This window comes from Phnomibacter ginsenosidimutans (genome assembly GCF_009740285.1).
Taxonomy (GTDB): domain Bacteria; phylum Bacteroidota; class Bacteroidia; order Chitinophagales; family Chitinophagaceae; genus Phnomibacter; species Phnomibacter ginsenosidimutans.
The window spans coordinates 4,228,029-4,248,065 of sequence record NZ_CP046566.1 but is presented as its reverse complement, the minus strand read 5'-3'; the positions used below and the strand labels follow the sequence as shown (position 1 = coordinate 4,248,065).

Genomic DNA, 20,037 nt, shown 5'->3' with positions numbered 1-20,037 from the left:
GGAGGAAATAGAGCGAATAATTATTGAGCAAATTTCTGTTCTAAGAGCTTATCCAAATCGATGAGGCCAATGTTTTTGGCAATGATGCGTTTGTCTGCATCGAGCAAAAAAAGCGTGGGGGTACTGCGCATATCATACAGCTGTCTGAAGTTGGGTGTACCGGCTTTTTCTTCGGCAGTTCGCATTTCATTGGGCTGATGCACATGAATCCATTTGCTGCTAAGCTTGCCAATAAAAGGCTTCCAGTCATTCATGCTCGACTCGTTCACCATCACAGCATACACTTGTACATTGTGTTGCTTCCATTTTTGCTGATACAGCGTATCCATTTTTGGCATGTCCTCTTTGCATTTGCCACAGTGTACATCCCAAAAAGCAACTACCGTGTATTTAGCTTTGATATTGTACATGCTTTGCAGCACACCATTGGGGTCGGGCAGGTTCATATTCCACGCTTTGGTACCCAGTTGGTTGGCCATGAGCATGTATGCTCTGTCTCGAATAATTTTCATTTGTTTCTCGTTCAGAAAATCGGCCTTGGGCTTCTCGCCACTCAGGTATTGCTCAAATACATGCAAAAACACTTTGTCTTGCCCCATGATTTTCGGATACATGTAATGATCGACAAAGTAGCTAATGAGGTATTTAAACATTTCTTCGTCGTTTCGGCCAAGTGCAATCATCCAGTTGAATTCGAAAATGACGCTATCGGGTTCGGGCGATACCCAGTTTTCCAAATAGTCGGCCAGTTTGTTTTCAAAAACCGGTGTACGCACCAATCGGCCATCCATAAAATCTACCTCATCCCAATAATGGTCTTTGCCATAGCGGTATTGCGCAATGCTGTCTTTGCGGGTGCGGGGCTGCGCCAAATCCGGAGGAAAGTTGATGCCCTTGAGTGTTTTGAACATCAGGCTCAGCATGGATTGCGGATGCTCCTCCATCACTTTTACCCTGTACTTCATAATTTCCTGATTGAGCCGCTGCAACTCATTGCCGGCAGCTTGCTGTGCAGCAGTTGTCATGCCGGGCATATTGCTTTGCAGGCTATCGGCCAGCTTTGCTCTTGGGGCAATGTATGTTGTGTATGCAGCAAACAAATCATTTTCGGCACTGCCGCTGTAGCGAAGGCTTTGCTCGATATTAGTCGTGTCGGCTTCAATGGAGAACTGCTGGTCTTCGCCCATCATTATTTCAAACAAAATGCTTTTAGACGGCGAAGCCATGATGTAAATGCCCTGAGGAAATGGCTTACTGGTTTTGATTACACCTTTGCCATCAGCATTGAGATAGGCACTATCGGCCAGGGCTTTGATGCCGCCATAATAGCAAGCCAGGTATACCCATTGGTTTTTGTAGGGTTTAATGTCGAGAGCAATGTGGGCGCCTTGACTGCTTTGTGCGGCTACCTGAGCAAGTGAGCCCAACAGAAAGCTGCCAACCAGAATTGAATTTTTGAGCAGATGCATATAATTTAGATAAGCAGAGTAAAAATAGCCACATGCTTGTTAAAAGCTTGGCAAGGTGTAATTAACCATATGGTGATAACTCTTGGAGACATGCGGCACAATTATAGCATTGGTTTGAATATTGTTGTACTCCGGCTACAGCACTTATATATTAACCCTCTCGGAAAAAATTGAAACTGTATTTTTAGCCCAAAATCTGTGCGTGATGAATAACCAGCTTATCCAGTTGTTGAACTCCATTGTACCGCTGTCAGAACCTCTGCTGAATTTTTTGAATGAGCGTTTGGAAACCCGCACATATGAATCTGGAGAATTGTTATTGAAAGAAGGTCAGGTGAGCAGCTTTATTGCTTTTGTTGAAAAAGGAATTGTTCGCTCCTACTACTATAAGGATGGTGAAAAAATCACTTCTTGGTTTATGAAAGAAGGTGATGTAATTATATCAGTTGCAAGCTTCTTTAGTCAAACACCTTCCAATGAAGTGATTGAAGCATTGGAGCGTGTAACAGTACACGCCATCAGTTACGACGATTTGCAGTATGCTTACATGAATTATCCTGAATTCAACATCTGCGGTCGGGTGTTGACAGAGAAATATTATGTAATGAGCGAAGAGCGTTTGTACATGTTGCGTAAGCGTACTTCTAAAGAAAAATACTATTACTTGTTAGAGAAGCATCATGATATTATGCAACGTGCAAGACTCGGTGATATCGCAACTTTTATTGGTGTAAACCTGGAGACGCTAAGCCGCATCAGGTCTGAGAAAATTTGATTTTTCGCAACATCGTTTTTTGACTTTTCACAAGTCACGATTTTGATTTATCACAAATTTTTGTAATAAATTTTTTGCTTGTTTTGAGTAAAATTCAAAGCATGCAAAAACTGGTATACATAATCATGATTTTCGTGGTTACGGCATGCCATAAAGAGTTTGCGCAGTCACCCAATGCAAACGACAAAACCATTGTTGTACTTGCAGTAAAAGAGGTGATGCATGCAGAAGAATTCAATCAACTTGACATTCATCAAATTGAAGCGGTAACGGTAAACAACCTGTTGATTGGCTACAAAATTCCTTTCGCAGAAAACACCGATACTCAAGTAGCATTTGTGTTTGTAAATGTTAGCCAGCATCAGGTAGGTACCATCTACAAAAATGAAATTACCTATGTGCCGCTGCATGGTGGAATGTATCCTTCGCTTATCAAGAACTATAACTACAGTTCTGGTGCTATTGCCGAGTATCAAACAGGCCTCAACGGAAAACTCCCTTGGTCTGGTACATCAGCCGCAACCATAAAGCCTGATGTAACTACTGCGGCAGTAATGGCCATTATTCCACCAGTAACTGCCAGCGGTGTGTTTGAAAAACAAGCTGACAACACCGAAACACTTTCTTCCATTGATACCTACATTTTGAGTGGTTTACTGGGTATTGAAGCACTGGCACTACAACAGGTGTCAATGTTGCAACAGATAAAAAGTGTGCATTATTTCAACCCCCGGGCTGCCGCTCAAAAAATGGGAATGTCTCCCCTATGGATGGCCTGGGATTTGAACAGTCACAAATGAGCAAACAAACAATGAAACAGATCAACAACATATTTGGATTTTTCACATCAACCCCCCTCTTCAGATTGCCTATGCTGTAAGAACCAATCCCCTTTTCTGGTCAGCGTTTCAACATCCAAACCATTGGTGTTTGAACCACGATTAGCCACCATTTTTCGGATGGATAGCACTCAAAAGTGTTAATTCCTGCCAAAATCGCCTGTCTTTTGCCAAATTGACGGGCCATAACTGCATTTATCCACACGATTTTGACAATTGTCAAATTTTCGAATGTAGTTATTGCCGTTGCTTTGGATAAAATTACAAGCCATGCAAAGAATACTAGTCGTATTACTGGTTTTGCTGGCCGCAGCGTGTCAAAAGGAGAAAATACTGGTTGAGCCAACTCAGGACGAGGCGGTAGATGGTCAAAAGGCAGGATTGAACCCGGAACGTATGGGCCGGGAAACCGTTCGTTTTCATGTAAGCAAACGAAAGGGTGAGATTGACTTGGATGACCTGGACTGGGATAAATTTTCAATTGTCCGCAAAAGCGCCAAAATGATAGCGGTGAAAATCCCGCTCAACAGCTGTGATGCTGTTAACTACAAGTTTTTAATCGTAAACGTTGAAAACGGTAAGTTGACGAGCATTTTCAGAAACGAAATCAAATACAAGGTTGAAAACGGTAAGCGAACGCTCCCCGAATTTTTGCGTAATTACAATTACCAAACCAAGAAGTGGGTTGAATACGATTTGCGTTCAAAGTCGAAAGCGAAAGATGATAAAGATGGCAAATCTAGTGGCATCGACAAGAAAAGCCTTGTTTCGCCCGGCGGCACTCTGCCCATGGTAACCATCGTTGGTACTTATAGCAACGGTTCTACCACCACCTTCTCTTCATCAACTTCTTACGTATTGGCCACCATGTTGGGTATTTCCGGTTCTTCCGGTAGCGGCTCCGGCACTGGCGGTGGTGGTGCAGATGGCGGGATTGTTGATAACGGTAATTACACTTATCTAGACTATCTCGATCCATTGTACACAAATAATGATGGTGGTGGTAGTTTACAGACAGAAGTGATAGAGTGGGAAATGGACGAGTCGCCACAGCAAACGGCCATTGACCTAGATGAGTACCTGAAGTGCTTTGATAATGTACCAGACGCAGGATCAAACTTTAGCATTAAAGTAATGGTGGACATACCTGTGGATGCAAACCCCAACTCGTTGATTAACGTGGGAGCAACAGGCTTGAGTGTTGGACACGTATTCATTAGCATCACCAAAACCAATGGCAGCCAGTCTGTAAATCAGGTAATTGGTTTCTATCCTTCCAGCGATTACAAAAGCGTGACGCTTTCGCCGGTAACAAGTAAGCTGGCCGACGATGGCAAAAGCGGGCAGACACACGAATACAATGCATCGCTTACACTTGATGGTTGGAATGCTGCAGAATTCAAAGCCTTTTTGAACCAGCTTCGATACAACTCTACCATGCGATACGAAATTGATGCTTTCAACTGTGCCAACTTTGTTGGTTCAAGCCTGAACGCTGTTCGCCCAGGTACACTGAGTTCTGTAGCAACAACGGGTGTAAATCCACTCAACCCTACAGAGCTGATTAATATTCCCTGGTCGCCGAATGGTGTTTATAAATCATTGGTTGATTTGAAAGCTACCAACAGCGCCTTGGCTCCTAAAATTGAAACGAATGTGATTAAGCAAGGCTCAACCAGCAAAGGCGCCTGCTTCTAATCTCAGTTCATTATAACTACTTACCAACCCCCTCTAGAAAGAACAAAGAGCATTGCCCTAAGGAAAACCAATAAAGGCAGTGCTTCTTTTTCTCTTCTCAGCACACAATAACAATAGATGAAAAGAATCTGATTGATTCCCGACATCACAACATAACCGCAAGGGGTTTGCAACAGACATCTACAAGAAAGGCTTCACTTATTGGTGAAGCCTTTCTTGTATTTATGCATGAAGCCTTTCTTACTTTTTCTTTTCCAATACCAATACTACTTTGTTGAAATCGGCGGCAGCATTGATTACTTTTTGGAACGCATCAAATTGCTGCATGCTATATGCTGTTTCCTTATAGTATTCATGAATGTCTATCAGCAGTTTTTGGCCATCTACTTTGTATGAAGAAATGAATCCCATAGTTCCTTCTTCATTTGCCTTTTCAGTGATGAAGAATTTCAGGTCATCCAGGTTTTTCACAGTATAACCTTCAGGAATCGTTACTTCAATTTTGCGATCCAATGCATGCGGATAGTCGATAGACACAGGAAGTTGTCGTGGTTTTTCCTGATACATCTGCACTTGTGGTCCAATGACGTCGCCAATCTTCAAGAGTATTTTATTGCCTGCTACCTCAAACAACTCTGCACTGCTGATGTCGCCTTCAATAGTAAGTGGCTTGTTGCTGTAGCCATCTGCAAAAGCACCGTTGGCCACTTGAATATTGCGAATGTTTTTGCTGTTGGATACACTTTGCATCAGCTCTTGCGTAAACTCATTCAGTTTGTCTTTGGGCAAAAAGTGAAATGCAGGCCGATACATGCTGGCACCGTAGCCTGTAAAAATTTGTTTGCTGTGCATGAGTACCGAATCGAGCTGGCTGTTGAAACTCAGCTTCACTTCCATATTGTGGCTGCTTTGCTCGTAAGGCAGTATGGCTATGTTTTTAAACGATGCATAGGCTGTAGTAAAATTGCCAATGCTGGTGTTTTGTAAAAACAAACCCCGGGTGGCAGCCCAGCTGGGTTGTATATACGGATAGCGGAATGAAATATTTGTTGGCTCCAGATACTTACCGGTTCCCGGGAAATAGAAAACAGGATTTTCAATCAAGCGATAATTTTCCAGCTTTTCATCCAGTGGTATGTCATCTCTTTTGCTGGGAAATACCAGCTGATAATTGATGCCCAGTTGTTGCAAACAAGCTGCAAACAACGTGTTGAATCCTTCGTGGCTGGCCACTTTTGTTTTTACAATCTTTTCTATCAAATCGGCATCATCACTCAAGCCTTCTTCGTTGATGCTGATGTTGTTTTTGAGGTAGTCTTCCAGCGCAATTATTTTGGCTTCTTCATCATCTGCATTGAGCTTGATGTTTTTGAGGAAACCTGCAACGGCTTTAACTTCTTTTTCTTCAAGTTTGGTGTAGCGGTCAAAAACGTTTTTGGCCAATTGATTCCAGGTAAACAACCGAACATCTTTGTCTTTGCTCAGATTGTACGATAATTTGTATTGAACATTTTTGAGGTAAGGAGCAGTTTGTGCATACTTCTCATTTTCAATTACAGGTATGTCTTTGCAAACGCCGTTGGTAATTCGCTTTTCCCCAATAACAGTATCGGCGTCCATTACAAAACCATTGTAGCCCTTGCAGGTAAATACCAGATGGTCTGGTACCGACAGGGTAAAGCGGGCTTCTTCGCAGGGAACCGGCGACTGAAAAACTTCCAAACCAAAAAACGAACTGCCCCGTTTCATGACGGCGATGTATTCTACTTCACTGCCTTTTTCTACGCCTTCCAGCGCAAACTTTTTGTATAAGCGGCCCTCGTCTTCTTCATCCAGAATTTTTTCGGCAGGCAGCAGCACCACTTTGCCAGATGGTGTAATTACCCGGGCTTTGATTTCTTTTACCTGAGCATCGTATGGAACTGAGACATAAATTTTGTTGAACATTTCTACGCCCTGTTCTTTGATCACCCGAATGATTTTGTGCATGCTGGTATACAACACAATGCCTTCTTTTTCGTCGGCTACAAACTCGTGTTTGCGTTGGTCAAGAATCACTACAGCATTCTCATTGGCATTGCCGGGTTTAATTTGATGCAGACTTGGGTTGGCTGCCCATTCGCTGGCAGTTTGAGCCAAGCCTTGCAGCGCCAACAACAATAAACATGACGCTATGCTCAGCCGGTGTAAATAGGATAGATTCATAAAGGGATATTTTACTTACAATTTTTCGAGTACAATTTGTTCTTTGTATTGTGCTTGTATTTTGGCCATGGGGGCATTCCAAGCATCAAACTGGTTGGGTTGCAGCATCAGTACTTTGGTAGTAAGTACCTGTGTAGCAATAATGCGGTTGGCCTGTTTGGTATAGCGGATACTGAGTTGGTAAAACGGTGTTTCTATCTCAAAGTTTTCCGGATGATAACTCACCTGATAGCCTTGCGGAATTTCTAGTATGTGATGCTCGGTAATCTGACCTTTAAATTCAAATTGCTTGGGCACTTTACGCTTGGCGGTGTCAATCAACTGGTTTTCAAAAAGCTTTTCCAAATTGAGGTTGATGTAATATTCATTGCCCACTTTTTTGCCATAGCCCGGTACTTCAAAATCTGCTACAATGCTGGCTTCCAAAGTAGGAGCTTCATGCTTGCTTACCTTGTATTCGCCCAGCATAAACTTATTGCTAGCTTTGCCCATACGGGTTTTTACATAGTCTTTCAGGCGTTTTTCATCGCGGTAGAGCAGGGCATTGTGAACGTCTTCGGCATAGTAGCCTTTGTACAGTACTTTTTCTTTACCGGCAATGCCATCGGCAGTAAAATGAATAAACGTGCTGTCTTCAACAGTAGAGATAACGGGCTCGGCTACGGGCACCGTTAATATTTCATACTTGGTATCGCTAATGCCTACCAATGCCTGCTTGGTTTGTATGGAGCTTGGCGGTAAGTAAATGGTACTGCTGGGCGAGGTGCCATCAATGAAATACCATTTGCCATCTATCCGGGCTACAGATATCATGTGGTTGTCTACAATGGGCAGGGGCACATCGGTGTATTCATACGGAATGTCGCGGGTGCCAATCCATGTATAATATGCCTCTATGCCAGCCATGCGCAGCATTTGTGTAATAATGCTGCTCATGTCTTTACAATCGCCGTAGCGTTTGCTGCAAACTTCTGCTGCCTGCCGTGGCCGAAAGCCTTCCAGCCCGTTTTCAAACGCCACATAGCGAATGTGGTTTTGTACCCACTTGTAAATGGCTTCTGCTTTTTGCAAAGAACTGCTCAATGGTTTTACCAGCGAATCAGTAATGCCTTTGAGTGTGGGGTCTTCCGTTTGGTTGAGGGTTTTGGTAAACGAGGCATTCCAGCGATACAAGTCGTCTACAGATTGTACAAAGGTTTGCTGCCCTGCACTATTGCTGTATTTGCTGATGTATACAATTACATGTGGTTCGTAATAGCGGTCATCAGGAGCATCGCCAAAACCGGCTTCGTTTTTTACCTGCTGCATGTTCCAGGTGTAATAGGTATTGCCGCGTTTTTTTTCTGTCGTCAATTTCAGCAGGCCCTTGGGATCATTTTTTACTATGTATTTGATCTCCATATTTTCCGGCACAATGGCAGTGAACGTTACGTTCCAGCCGGGAATACCGGCGCCATAGCTAAACGGTGATATCAGGTGCGCCTCTTTCAACAGCTGCGTGTACTCCAGGTGTGCTACGGCCCCTTGGGTAAGTGCCGGATAATCGAAACTGGTTTCTTTTACATCATCATAAAATACAGATTGGCTGGTGCTGCTTTGAGTTTTGGTAGGGCCAATGGGAATCTTCTTTTTGAACCCGGTAGCAAGGTGTACGCCTCCATACCGGTAAGCTGATTAAAACCACTGTGGTACACAGCACTTCGTGAAAAAAGGCCGGCGTTGTTTTCACTCAGTATCATCAGGTCATTTATCTGTTTGCGTTCGGCAGCCGGTGTGTCGTTTTGCAAAAACAACCGCAGCTCGGTTTTGTAGTTCAGAAATACAGCGGCTTCGTTGGGATAACGGGCCTGCACTTCTTGCAGGGATTGCGCCTGGCTCACACCAGCCACGCTGCAGAGAGCTGTGGCTAGTATCCATTGTTTCAATTGCATCATACGTTTATTGTACTGATAAAAGCTGGCCATGAAAATACACCCGTGTTTCGGTTACTGTACCTGCTTCCGAGTAATATTTCCAAGTGCCGTGTGGATCATCGTTTACAAATGTTTTTTCTGATTTCAACTTGCCCGATGGAAAGTACTCTTTAAGCGGACCTTCATTGCGGCCATGGTAAAAAGATTCTTCTTTCTGCAGTTTTCCATTGGCGAAGTAGGTTTTTCTTACACCATGCACATAACCAATGTGTCGCTGTTCAACGGAATACACCGCACCTGTATTGTGGTACAGCGTTCTTTCGCCATGTTCGTCTTCATTTTCAAAATGAAACACCGCACTTTTTACGCCGTTTTTATAATAGCCAACGGCAGAATCTTTTACAGCATTGATGCTGATGGCGGGCACCAGCTTGCCATCTTTGCCAGTGTAGCTATAGCTTATAGCAAAGCCATTTTGATAATGAATTTGTATCATCAGTTCGCCGGCTGTATTGTACAGGTTGGTATTGCCGTGGGAGCTACCCTCTTTGTATTCAGTTGATTTTTCGATGCTGCCATCGGGCCGGTAAAAAATATTTTCGCCATGCAGCTCGCCATGTTTGTTGAGCTCAGATTCTCTCAGTTTGCCATCTTCAAAATAGTATAGCCACTTGCCATGTTTTTCATTGTTCACCATCAGTCCGCGGCTTTCAATTTTTCCATTGAAATACCGGGTAATGGCCGAGTCGTATGATTTGCCATAGCGGTACTGCATGCTAAGCCGGGGCTTGCCATTGTAGTAAAATGATTCGTATTTGCCGTGCAATTGATACGCTTCGTAGGCAGCACGAACCATCACATTGCCATTGAAGTGCCTGGTTTCGTAAGCGCCTTTGCCAGCCGGAAAATTGGCGGTACTCAACAGCTTACCGCTGCTATCGTATTGCTCCCAACCCATCAGCCAGCTATGGTCGTAGCGATATACAAACGAAGGCTTGTTGTTGGGGTAATACGAAGTACTGAAACCATTCAGATCATTGTCTAAATAATACTCGTCCACATCGAAGCTGCCGTTGATATTGTAAAAGCGAAACAATTGCTGTTTTTCATCGGCCACCATCCAGCCTTCGGTAGACAGTTTGCCGCTGGTGAAATAGCTTTTGTAATAGCCATCCTGTTTGCCTTTTTTGAATGTAAGCTCCTTCCATGGCTGGCCTGTAAACAAGCGTTCTTGTACTCAGTCCGTCGAGTTCGCCCTCGGTGTAGGTGGATTGCTCCCGCACTTTTCCGTTGGGGTAAAACGTAGTGTAACTACCATTGCGGTAGCCTTCTTTGTTGTAATAGCCTTCTGCGTATTTGTATCCATTTGGCGAATAGGAAACAATGAGGTTTCTATCGCCCCTTGTATTGGTGCTGCTGATAACAGCGCCGGCCTTGTTGTAATAAGTGATTTCCCGAAGCCTGCCGTTGTCAAACAAAGTCATGCTGTACAGCTTGCCGTCACTGGCATAATCGTATAGCAGTCCGTCCAGTTTTTCTTACTATAGTTGCCTTTGCGGCTGATGTTGCCGTTGTCGAAGTATTCGCTGAACGGTCCTGTTACCTCGTTGTCGCTGTAGGTGGTGCTGTCTTTGGGCTTACCGTTTTCGTGCAGCGAAGTCCAGAGTCCCTGCCGTTTTCCGGCTACATAAGTGCCGGTTTCAAATGGTTGTCCGTCTAAGTAAAAAGACTGGTATCGGCCATCTTCCAAACCATCGGTATAGTTCAGTTGCTCCCGCACTTTTCCGCCCGGATGATACAAGGTGGTTAAGCCTTGCTTTTTGCCTTCTTTGTAATTGGCCTTGGCAAAAAGAATACCCTGATAGGTGTATTCAATTTCTTCACCGTCTTTTACATCGTTCTTGTATTGCTGCTCAGTGCGTATAAGGCCATTGTAAAAATAGGTGATGGCTTTGCCTTCGGTTTTGCCCATTTGCAAAGTGTATTCAAACCATGGATTGCCGTTTTCGTGCCATCCTTTAGAGAGGCCATTCAGTAAGTTGTCTTTGTATTGCGATACTTCTTTGAGCGTGCCATTTTCGTGATAAGTTGCCCACTCGCCTTGGCGGTTTTGTTGTTCATCAAATTGGCCTTTCTCTTTCAGTTGTCCGTTTTCATAATACAACTGCCAGCTGCCATGGTACTTACTCAAATCCTGGTTTTTGCACAAGCCAGTGCCTTTTACATAACCATCTTCAAACAGGTAGCATTGGGTGCATTGTGCCCGCTTGTTGAATGTCATTTCCTGTGTGGTACGGATGAGCCGCAAGTAATCGTTGGCAAAAGCAAAATAGGGTTCGGTTACTTTTTTGTTGCGTTTGTTCCAGTTTTGAATGTCGGCAATATCGAGTCCGCCAAACATGGTGTACACATGTGGTTCGAAGTAGTTTTTATCCATCAGTTGCTTCAAAAAAGGCACATAAACCTGCTGCGCAAAATCATCGCTGCCAGCATCAATTTGCAGCTGTTCATTTACTACTTGCACCTGCCGTACTATGTTGTCTTCCAAACTTACTTTTAGCTTATAACTCTTGTCCAGTGCGGCTTTCGATAGTAGTACCGCTTGTATGGGGGCAAAGTTGCCGAGCTGGCTATCGTCGGCCTTGGCGGCATATTCCATTACATCATCCGATGCCTTGGCTATTTTGCTCAGCCATTGTATGCTGCCGTTGAGGTAGCGGCCTTCGGGGGCAATGATGAGGTAGGTTTGCAAGGCCAGTACACTGGCTACAATATTGCCTTTGCGCAGGTAGTGCATTGCCATGAGGTAGTGGCCCGATGCATAAAACGGATTGATGAGCAGGCACTTTTTTAAATCGGCAAATGCACTGTCGTATTGCTCCATTTGATTGTAGGTTACAGCACGGTTATAATGCGCCGAGTAGTCAAACACATCCAGTTGAATACACTGCGTGTACATTTGAATGGCTTCGGTTTTCTTATCCATATCATCGAGCACACTGGCTTGCAGCAACATAAACTTGCCCTTCATTTCAGGAAACAAACGGATGCCCTCTGCAGCAGCTTGCAATGATTTATCGTACTGGCTATCGGCATAGTATGCATAGCTCAGTTCGTACAAGGCGTTGTTGTAGTTGGTATCGCTTTTGGAAATGTTCTGATACAGCCCAATGGCATTCTTGTAATTTTTTTCTTCAAACTGCTTGCTGGCCTCTTGCATAATGGCACCACTGTTGATGAGCTCAACAGGGCCCGACGATTGTTGTGCAGCAGCAAAAAAAGGAATGCAGAAACTACTCAGTACGAGAAAGCACAGCGACCGCCATGCGAGTGAAATCATTTGCATAAAATGACAATAACGGGTACGTAAATGGTATTGCTAAAGTAGCGGTTATCCCTTCAAAGTACCCGAATAAACAAACCCTGTGCGGCATCGTTTCATAACCGTGACCAACTGCGTATCAATAGTGCCAAAATGCATGAAACATGTGAAGCTTATACATGCAAAAAGCCACCCTGTACAGAGTGGCTTTTCATAGGTAGTATGTGGTGGGTTTACAAACCGTATTCGCTAACGAGCCAGCAGATGGCAGCCATGCTAAATGCGCCCAGTTCCAGCTCCCGTTTGTTTACCGCTTCAAACACATCGTTGGCGGCATGGTGGTGGTCGAAGTAGCGTTGGCTGTTGGGGTTTACGCCACTCAGCACTGTGCCCAGCGGTTTCAGCGGGCCAATATCTGCACCGCCTCCGCCATCGCTCAGTTCATAAATACCATAGGGTTTGAATAATTTTTCCCAGCTTTTTACTTTGGCATACTGCTCAGGCTTGCCGCTGATGCCAAGTGTTTCTACACCAAAGCCGCCGGCATCGCTTTCTACAGCAAAAATGTGTTGTTCATTCAGCTTTTTGGCAAACTCAGCATAAGCGGTACCACCCCGCAGGCCATTTTCTTCGTTCATAAACATTACGGCACGAATGGTGCGTTTGGGTTTCCAGCCGAGGGCCTTAATGGCTCTGATGACTTCAATGCTTTGCATGCATCCGGTGCCATCGTCGTGGGCGCCTTCGGCCAAATCCCAACTATCGAGGTGGCCACCAGCAGTAATGATTTCTTCGGGTTTTTCACTACCGCGAATTTCACCAATCACGTTGTAGCTGAGCACATCGGGGCCCTGCTTGCAGCTCGATTTGAGAAAGAGTTGCACCGGCATGCGGAGTTTCAGTTGCTTGCTCAGCCATTCTGCATCCATGGTGCTGCAGGCAAAGCCGGGTATTTTGGTTACGCCATCTTCGTAGCGGGTGGTTCCGGTATGCGGGTAATTGTCCAGCGAGTGGGTTACACTGCGAATCATCACGGCTACGGCGCCTTTTTGGCGGCCGCCACGGGGCCATTGCTGCGGTAGCGAACGGCATCGCCATAGCCACCTTGTATCAGCTCGGGGCGCATGGGGTAGTTAAAGAAAACAATCTTGCCTTTTACCGTTGCGTCGGGCAGTTTTTCCAGTTCTTCAAAATTGCGCACCTCAATCACACCTGCTTTGATGCCAGCGGCTGGTGTGCCAATGCTCATGCCGAGTGCACACACATTGAGGGCTTTTTGTTTGCCGCCATACGTAACCACGCCTTGCTCTTTGGCGCCCCGCTCCCAATGCGGCACCATGCAGGGCTGCAGGTACACCGTATCTGCACCGGCTTCTTTGAGCATACGGGCTGTGGCCTCAACGGCTTTTTGTGCTTGGGGCGATCCGCTGAGGCGTGGACCTACCTGCTTGCACAAGTAGCGAAGATTTTCGTAGGTAGTGCTGCGCAGCATAATTTCATCTGACAATTGCTTGAGCATGGCAGCATCGTTTTGTGCTACTGCCGATGCAGCAAGGCTCAGGCATAACCCAAGCGAATAAATTTTTCTGTTCATGGAGGCTAACCTTTAATAAAATTGGCTGTTTGATAAAAGAGGCTGTTAATGTACCGGTTTTTGTGATGAGTGACTTCAGTATTCAACAAGCTTGTACCTAATTTTCGCACCGCTAATTGCACGTTACTTAAAACCGGGATATATATGAAATGGAAAAAAGGAGTGGTGGCTACTGCCCTACTCGCCTCAACAGCACTGGCTTTTGGTCAGGCACCCAGTATTGCATTTGAAAAATACACCCTACCCAATGGCCTGAAAGTGATTTTGCATCAGGATAAATCGGTACCCGTAGTGGTGGTATCTGTTTTGTACCATGTGGGTTCAAAAAATGAAGACACAGCCCGCACCGGCTTTGCTCACTTCTTTGAACACCTGTTGTTTGAAGGCAGCAAAAACCTGAAGCGGGGCGACTTTGATAAATACATTACCAACGCCGGTGGCGACAACAATGCCAACACCAGTCAGGACCGTACTTTTTACTACGACCTGCTGCCCAGCAACCAACTCGACCTTGGCCTGTGGCTGGAAAGCGAACGCCTGATGCATGCTGAAATCACCGATAAGGGTGTGGAAACACAGCGCCAGGTGGTGAAAGAAGAAAAGCGCCAGCGCATTGACAACCAGCCCTACGGCACCATGGTAGAAAACCTGTTTAAGCGGGCCTTTACCAAACACCCCTACCGCTGGCAACCCATTGGCAGTATGGACCATCTGGAAGCCGCCAAGCTCGATGAGTTTGTGTCGTTTTACAAACGCTTTTATGTACCCAACAATGCCGTGCTGAGCATTGCCGGCGATTTTGATGTAGTCAGCACCAAAAAGAAAATCGAGCAATACTTTGGCCCCATCCCTCGAGGTGCAGAAGTGCCCCGCCCTAAAGTACAAGAGCCAGCACTGGCCAAAGAAGTACGGGATGTGATTGAAGACAATATTCAACTGCCAGCTGTTATTCAGGGCTACCGTGCACCCAAGCAGGGCTCCGATGAATACTACGCCTTTAATGTGCTGAGCACTTTGCTGAGCGGTGGCGAAAGCAGCCGCATGAACAAAGTATTGGTAGATGAAAAAGAAGAAGCTGTAGCGGCTGGCGCCTTCCCCTTCTTTCTGGAAGATGCAGGTCTCTTCATCAATTTCGCCATCACCAACATGGGTGTGAAACCCGAAGTGGTAGAGCAATCCATCGACTCACTGGTGGGCGAACTGCAAACCAATTTGGTAGACGAACGGGAGTTTGAAAAGGTACGCAATCAGATAGAGAGCAATTTCATCCGGCAGAATTCATCAGTGGCTGGTATTGCCGAAAGCCTGGCCAACTACGAAGTATATTTTGGCGACGCCAACCTCATCAACACAGAAATAGAACGCTATCGTAAGGTAACCCGCGAAGACCTGCGCAACGTGGCCAAAAAGTATTTGGTAAAAGACAACCGCGTAGTGCTGTACTATGTGCCTAAGTCGCAAGCTACTCCTAAGCCTTAATTGTTTCTTGTTCTTAATTGTGTATTGTATTCAACTATAACAGACTAATCGTATGAAATATATATATCTATCGCTCATGGCTTTGTGCAGCACCGTTTTGCTGCCAGCACAAATCATTGATCGTAGCAAAGCACCCAAGCCTGGTCCTGCACCAGTAATCAATATTGCTGATCCTGCCAGCTTTACCCTGCCCAATGGCCTCAAGGTTTTTGTGGTAACCAATACCAAACTGCCACAAGTGTCTGCTACGCTTACCATCGACCGCGACCCGCTGCTGGAAGGTGAAAAAGCCGGTATGCTGAGCATGGCCGGTTCGCTGATGCGCCGCGGCACCAGCAAAATGGATAAAGCCACCCTCGATGAAAGTGTGGACTTTTTGGGTGGTGAATTGGGTGCCAGTGCTACTTCGGTATCGGCTTCTTCACTCAAAGGCAATTTTCCAAAGCTGCTGCAACTGATGGCCGATGTGGCTTTGCGTCCTTCGTTTAGTAATGCTGAGCTCGAAAAAATTCGTACCCAAACACTCAGCGGTCTGGCACAAGCCAAAGACGATCCCAACAGTATTGCCGGCAATGTGAGCGGCGCATTGGTGTATGGAAAAAATCATCCTTACGGTGAATTTGAAACGGAGCAAACAGTAAAAAATGTAACCGTAGCCGACATTAAAAGCTATCACAGCACTTACTGGAAGCCCAATATTGCCTACCTCATTTTTGTAGGCGACATTACCTCCAATGAAGCTATGAAACTGGCCACCGAACACTTTGGCAGCTGGACCCGTGGCGATGTACCCAAAAAACAATATGCCGAAGTAAAGCAGCCCGCTAAAACCTTGATAGCCGTGGTAGACAGGCCAAGCTCTGTGCAAAGCGTTATCAGCATCAGCTCACCGGTAAACCTGCAACCCGGTACACCCGATGCGATTCCTACCAGTGTAATGGGCAATGTGTTGGGTGGTGGTTTCAGCAGCCGCCTCAACCAAAACCTGCGTGAAAAATATGCGTTTACTTACGGTGCCGGCGGTGGTGTAAGCACCGACCGACTGGTGGGTAGTTTTCGTGCCAGTGCTTCGGTACGCAACGAAAAAACAGACAGCGCCGTTGGTCAGTTTTTGTATGAGTTCAACCGCATTCGCAACGAAGCTGCCAGCGACAGTGAAGTAACAGCACTCAAAAACTACATGAGTGGTGGCTTTGCCCGCAGCCTCGAAAATGCAGCTACCGTGGCCAACTTTGCACTCAACGTAGCCCGTTACAATTTGCCCAAAGATTACTACCGTACTTATCTCACCAAGCTCAATGCCGTTACGCCAGCCAACGTACAGGCGATGGCCAATAAGTATGTGCCTGTAAACAATTTGGTGATTACCATCGTAGGTAACGCAAAAGAGATTGCTGCCGGCCTGAGCAAGTATGGCGATGTGAAATTCTTCGACATCAATGGCAACGAAGTAGCGCCACCAACCGAAAAGAAAGTGGATGCAAATGTTACGGCGACCAGCGTTTTACAAAAAGCCATAGAAGCCTATGGTGGTGAGACTGCCATTGCTGCTATTAAAGATGCGACGCTCAAAGGCAGTGTATCAATGATGGGACAAGCCATGCAGTACGAGCAAAAGCATGTAATGCCCGGTGGCTATAGTGCGGTGGTAAAAATGGGCCCCATGGAACTGATGAAACAAAGCAAAAATGGTAGTGAATACAGTGCTGCCATGCAGGGCACCAAGCAGGAAGTAAGCGCCGACGATAAAGCACAGCTCGATGCCAAAGCCGCCCTCTACGATGAGCGGTATTACCTGAGCAACGCCGCTGTAAAACTCAACCTGAAAGGCATTGAAAGTGTAGATGGCAAGGATGCGTACGATATTGAAATTGTAACACCCGAAGGCAGTAGTTTCCACGCTTTTTACGATGTAAAAACCGGATTGAAAGTGCAGGAAATGCGCCAGCAGGAAGTTGGACCGATGGGTAAAGTAAATGTGACCACGCTGTACAAAGAATACAAGGAATTCAACGGCGTGAAAATTCCGGTACAAATTGTGATTGACCTGGGAGTAATGAAACAAGACATCAGCATTACAGAAGTGAAAATTAATGCAGGACTTTCCGCATCGGAATTATAAATAACAACATCTATCATGTAAAAAGAGGCTTCGGCCTCTTTTTCTTTGCGTCATAAAATCGGTTACCATGAGTGAACAAGAAGCCATTAAACTAACAGCCTTTGCCAGCGGCGCCGGCTGCGGTTGTAAAATAGCACCTGCTGTACTGGAAGAAATTTTGCAAAGCAAAACAGCAACAACAACTTTTCCAGCCTTGCTGGTAGGCAACAGCAGCAAAGACGATGCGGCTGTGTATGACCTGGGCAATGGCGACTGCCTCATTAGCACCACCGATTTTTTCATGCCCATTGTAGATGATGCGTTTGACTTTGGCCGCATTGCTGCAGCCAATGCCATCAGCGATGTGTATGCTATGGGCGGCAAGCCGTTGATGGCGATAGCCGTATTGGGTTGGCCCACGCAAAAGCTGCCTGCGGCTATGGCGGCGCAGGTGCTGGAAGGTGGTCGTGCAGTATGCGAAGCAGCCGGCATTCCCTTGGCAGGTGGCCACAGTATTGATAGCCCCGAACCGTTTTTTGGTCTTGCAGTAAATGGCTTGGTGGCAAAGGCCAACATCAAACAAAACAACAAGGCGCATGAAGGCGATGTATTGCTGCTCACCAAATCGCTAGGCATTGGTATTTTATCTACTGCACAAAAGCGGGGCTTGTTGCAAACAGCACATTATGACTTGCTGCTGCACACCATCACGCAACTCAACCACGTAGGTACAGCATTGGGTAAAATGGAAGCCGTGCATGCCATGACCGATGTTACAGGCTTTGGATTGCTGGGCCATTTGATAGAAATGTGCGAAGGCAGCAACCTTGGTGCAACGATACAGTACAACCAGCTGTCAGTATTGGAAGGAGTAGCCAGCTACCTACAGCAAAATGCCGTGCCCGATGCTACCTATCGCAACTGGAATGCTTACAGTACACAGGTAAAATTTGAACCCGGGGTAAATGTGATGGAAGCTTTCAAACTGCTGCCCGATCCGCAAACCAATGGTGGCTTGCTGATAGCAGTAGCCCCCGATGCGGTAGCACAAGTGCAGGAAGCGTTATCAGCTCACGGCTTATCAGCCGCGGCATTGCAGCCCATTGGTGTGTTGACTACTGCGGGTGAAAAACGAATTGTTGTACAACCATAAACTGAATGGCGATGAGGAAGAAAGGTTTGTTGATTGTTGCGCTGGTTTTTTGTGTTGCTTCCTTTTCATGGGCACAATGGAAACCCGTTGGAATTGATGCGGCATTTGCACCATCATTAGGATTTCATACTTACGAAATCAACAACAAACTCATCTTCGACAGAAGGCAGGGCAATGGCACCATTTCCTTTTCTATGCATTTGCCTGCCATGCTGGAATGGAGCAATGGCAGCCGCCACCGGTTGTACACAGGGCTTGGTCTTCGTTACGATGCTTTCACTATGAACAGCACGAATTTGGGAGATGCTTTTTTCTCCATCCTCATCATTCCATTTGGTGGCCGGCCGATGCCCGATACTTTTCGCATCAGCAGTGTGCGTAATAACGTACTGGCATTGACGATGCCTTTGGCATACGATTACAACCTTACTAAAAATACGCATACAGCGGTTCAATTTCATGTGCGGGCCATGCTGGTGCCGGGTATTGCACTACACAAAAAAAGCAATGCCGACCCCATTGGCGAACCGGGCACCAGTGGGGCGCCTACCGAAGCAGAACTTCGGATGCTGGAGCATGAATATGAAAGCGAATTGAAAAACTTCAGCTGTTTGTTTGCGCCAGAAATCAACATGACGATTCCCATCATCAAACAGCAATTTGGCATGAGCATGGGCTTGCAGCCATTTGCGGTAGACCTGGCTTCGCCCTTTGCAAATTTCTACAATGGAGCCTTGCAGTTCAGAACCAGCATGAACCTCTATTATCGTTGGAAGTAATTACGCCAGCAACGCATCAATACGGGCGGCCAGTACACGGTCTTTATCCGTTACCACATTGCCTGCATCATGAGTGCTCAGCCAAATTTCTACAGTGTTCCATACATTGGTCCACAGCGGATGATGATCCATTTTTTCTGCTTCTATAGCCACACGGGTCATAAAGGCAAATGCCTCACTAAAGTTGGCAAACTGAAATTTGCGGTAGAGTTGTTGGTTGGTTTCTTGCCACATACATGCAGGTGTTGGTGAAAGCAATTATTACAATACCAGCTGCTGTTTGTTCTTAATCTTATCATTGCTCAGCAGGGTAACCAGTTGTATCTGGCTCACTTTGCGCAGCTCATTGGCCAGTAGGTCGAGAAAGCTGGCACTATGGTTATCACTTTTGATGAGCCACAAAAAATCGGTGTGCTTTAGTTCGGGCAGCAAATACTCACCATCGCAATGGTTGGCGTAAATGATGTGTTCTACATTCAAATGATTTTCGAAAAAACGAAACAGCGGGAATGTGAATGTGCGTCCCTTCTTTTTCATTTCTACTTCGCTGCCGGCGCTGTACCTGAAATCGAAAGCAAAATGATTGTTGACCAACCACACAAATTTCTGGGGCGATGCAGGACATTGAATGCCAAACAAGCGGGCATCTTCAAAAAATGCCTCGGCTAGTAATTCGTTATCTAATGTCCATTTGGCCACAGCGAAAAGGT

At 45.8% G+C, this 20,037-nt stretch carries 18 protein-coding genes; 7 read left to right on the top strand and 11 right to left on the bottom strand.

All coding sequences use genetic code 11. The annotated features are described in order from the left end of the window. Positions 1–20: 20 nt before the first annotated feature. Positions 21–1,469 (bottom strand): TlpA family protein disulfide reductase, encoded by a 1,449-nt coding sequence (locus GLV81_RS18465; protein WP_157480397.1) that lies wholly within the window; start codon positions 1,467–1,469, stop codon positions 21–23. A 205-nt stretch (positions 1,470–1,674) separates the two neighbouring features. On the opposite strand from GLV81_RS18465, the gene GLV81_RS18460 reads away from it, so the two are divergent. From GLV81_RS18460 to GLV81_RS18450, 3 genes are all read left to right on the top strand, one after another. Beyond that, positions 1,675–2,244 (top strand): Crp/Fnr family transcriptional regulator, encoded by a 570-nt coding sequence (locus GLV81_RS18460; RefSeq protein WP_157480395.1) that lies wholly within the window; start codon positions 1,675–1,677, stop codon positions 2,242–2,244. Positions 2,245–2,345: 101 nt separating this feature from the next. Next, entirely contained in the window at positions 2,346–3,044 is a 699-nt protein-coding gene (locus tag GLV81_RS18455; RefSeq protein WP_157480393.1) for a hypothetical protein, read from the top strand. A 309-nt stretch (positions 3,045–3,353) separates the two neighbouring features. Then, complete coding sequence (locus GLV81_RS18450) at positions 3,354–4,781, top strand: hypothetical protein (protein WP_157480391.1); 1,428 nt, start codon at positions 3,354–3,356, stop codon at positions 4,779–4,781. Positions 4,782–5,021: 240 nt separating this feature from the next. Here GLV81_RS18450 and GLV81_RS18445 read toward each other — a convergent pair whose 3' ends face one another. From GLV81_RS18445 to GLV81_RS19665, 8 genes are all read right to left on the bottom strand, one after another. After that, positions 5,022–6,986: a transglutaminase family protein gene (locus GLV81_RS18445; RefSeq protein ID WP_157480389.1), complete on the bottom strand. Its 1,965-nt coding sequence runs from the start codon at positions 6,984–6,986 to the stop codon at positions 5,022–5,024. A gap of 15 nt (positions 6,987–7,001) precedes the next feature. Beyond that, positions 7,002–8,603: a transglutaminase-like domain-containing protein gene (locus GLV81_RS18440; protein WP_246186403.1), complete on the bottom strand. Its 1,602-nt coding sequence runs from the start codon at positions 8,601–8,603 to the stop codon at positions 7,002–7,004. Next, positions 8,546–8,920: a hypothetical protein gene (locus tag GLV81_RS18435; protein WP_157480385.1), complete on the bottom strand. Its 375-nt coding sequence runs from the start codon at positions 8,918–8,920 to the stop codon at positions 8,546–8,548. Before GLV81_RS18435 ends, GLV81_RS18440 begins: the two co-directional genes overlap by 58 nt. Positions 8,921–8,924: 4 nt before the next feature. Next, positions 8,925–10,124: a toxin-antitoxin system YwqK family antitoxin gene (locus GLV81_RS18430; protein WP_157480383.1), complete on the bottom strand. Its 1,200-nt coding sequence runs from the start codon at positions 10,122–10,124 to the stop codon at positions 8,925–8,927. Next, positions 10,006–10,383 carry a toxin-antitoxin system YwqK family antitoxin gene (locus tag GLV81_RS18425; protein ID WP_157480381.1) on the bottom strand — a complete coding sequence of 126 codons (378 nt, stop codon included), beginning with the start codon at positions 10,381–10,383 and terminating at the stop codon, positions 10,006–10,008. The genes GLV81_RS18430 and GLV81_RS18425 overlap by 119 nt, the downstream gene beginning before the upstream one ends. Then, entirely contained in the window at positions 10,380–12,239 is a 1,860-nt protein-coding gene (locus GLV81_RS18420) for a hypothetical protein (RefSeq protein WP_197428759.1), read from the bottom strand. The genes GLV81_RS18425 and GLV81_RS18420 overlap by 4 nt, the downstream gene beginning before the upstream one ends. A 215-nt stretch (positions 12,240–12,454) precedes the next feature. After that, the gene (locus GLV81_RS19670; RefSeq protein WP_197428758.1) at positions 12,455–13,252 is read right to left on the bottom strand and encodes a M20/M25/M40 family metallo-hydrolase; all 798 of its coding nucleotides are present in this window, start codon (positions 13,250–13,252) and stop codon (positions 12,455–12,457) included. Between the two features lie 5 nt (positions 13,253–13,257). Continuing rightward, positions 13,258–13,815: a zinc-binding metallopeptidase family protein gene (locus GLV81_RS19665; RefSeq protein ID WP_197428757.1), complete on the bottom strand. Its 558-nt coding sequence runs from the start codon at positions 13,813–13,815 to the stop codon at positions 13,258–13,260. Between the two features lie 144 nt (positions 13,816–13,959). On the opposite strand from GLV81_RS19665, the gene GLV81_RS18410 reads away from it, so the two are divergent. The 4 genes from GLV81_RS18410 to GLV81_RS18395 all read left to right on the top strand — a co-directional run bounded on the left by GLV81_RS18410 (position 13,960) and on the right by GLV81_RS18395 (position 19,327). Further along, positions 13,960–15,294 (top strand): M16 family metallopeptidase, encoded by a 1,335-nt coding sequence (locus GLV81_RS18410; RefSeq protein WP_157480378.1) that lies wholly within the window; start codon positions 13,960–13,962, stop codon positions 15,292–15,294. A 52-nt stretch (positions 15,295–15,346) separates the two neighbouring features. After that, positions 15,347–17,416: a M16 family metallopeptidase gene (locus GLV81_RS18405; RefSeq protein ID WP_157480376.1), complete on the top strand. Its 2,070-nt coding sequence runs from the start codon at positions 15,347–15,349 to the stop codon at positions 17,414–17,416. Positions 17,417–17,483: 67 nt separating this feature from the next. Beyond that, the gene (gene selD, locus GLV81_RS18400) at positions 17,484–18,548 is read left to right on the top strand and encodes a selenide, water dikinase SelD (RefSeq protein ID WP_157480374.1); all 1,065 of its coding nucleotides are present in this window, start codon (positions 17,484–17,486) and stop codon (positions 18,546–18,548) included. A gap of 11 nt (positions 18,549–18,559) precedes the next feature. After that, the gene (locus GLV81_RS18395) at positions 18,560–19,327 is read left to right on the top strand and encodes a hypothetical protein (RefSeq protein WP_157480372.1); all 768 of its coding nucleotides are present in this window, start codon (positions 18,560–18,562) and stop codon (positions 19,325–19,327) included. On the opposite strand, the gene GLV81_RS18390 is transcribed toward GLV81_RS18395, so the two are convergent. Together GLV81_RS18390 and GLV81_RS18385 are read right to left on the bottom strand one after the other, a co-directional pair. Next, positions 19,328–19,561 carry a 4a-hydroxytetrahydrobiopterin dehydratase gene (locus GLV81_RS18390; RefSeq protein ID WP_157480370.1) on the bottom strand — a complete coding sequence of 78 codons (234 nt, stop codon included), beginning with the start codon at positions 19,559–19,561 and terminating at the stop codon, positions 19,328–19,330. A 27-nt stretch (positions 19,562–19,588) separates the two neighbouring features. Next, entirely contained in the window at positions 19,589–20,026 is a 438-nt protein-coding gene (locus tag GLV81_RS18385) for an IPExxxVDY family protein (protein ID WP_157480368.1), read from the bottom strand. Positions 20,027–20,037: the final 11 nt, after the last annotated feature.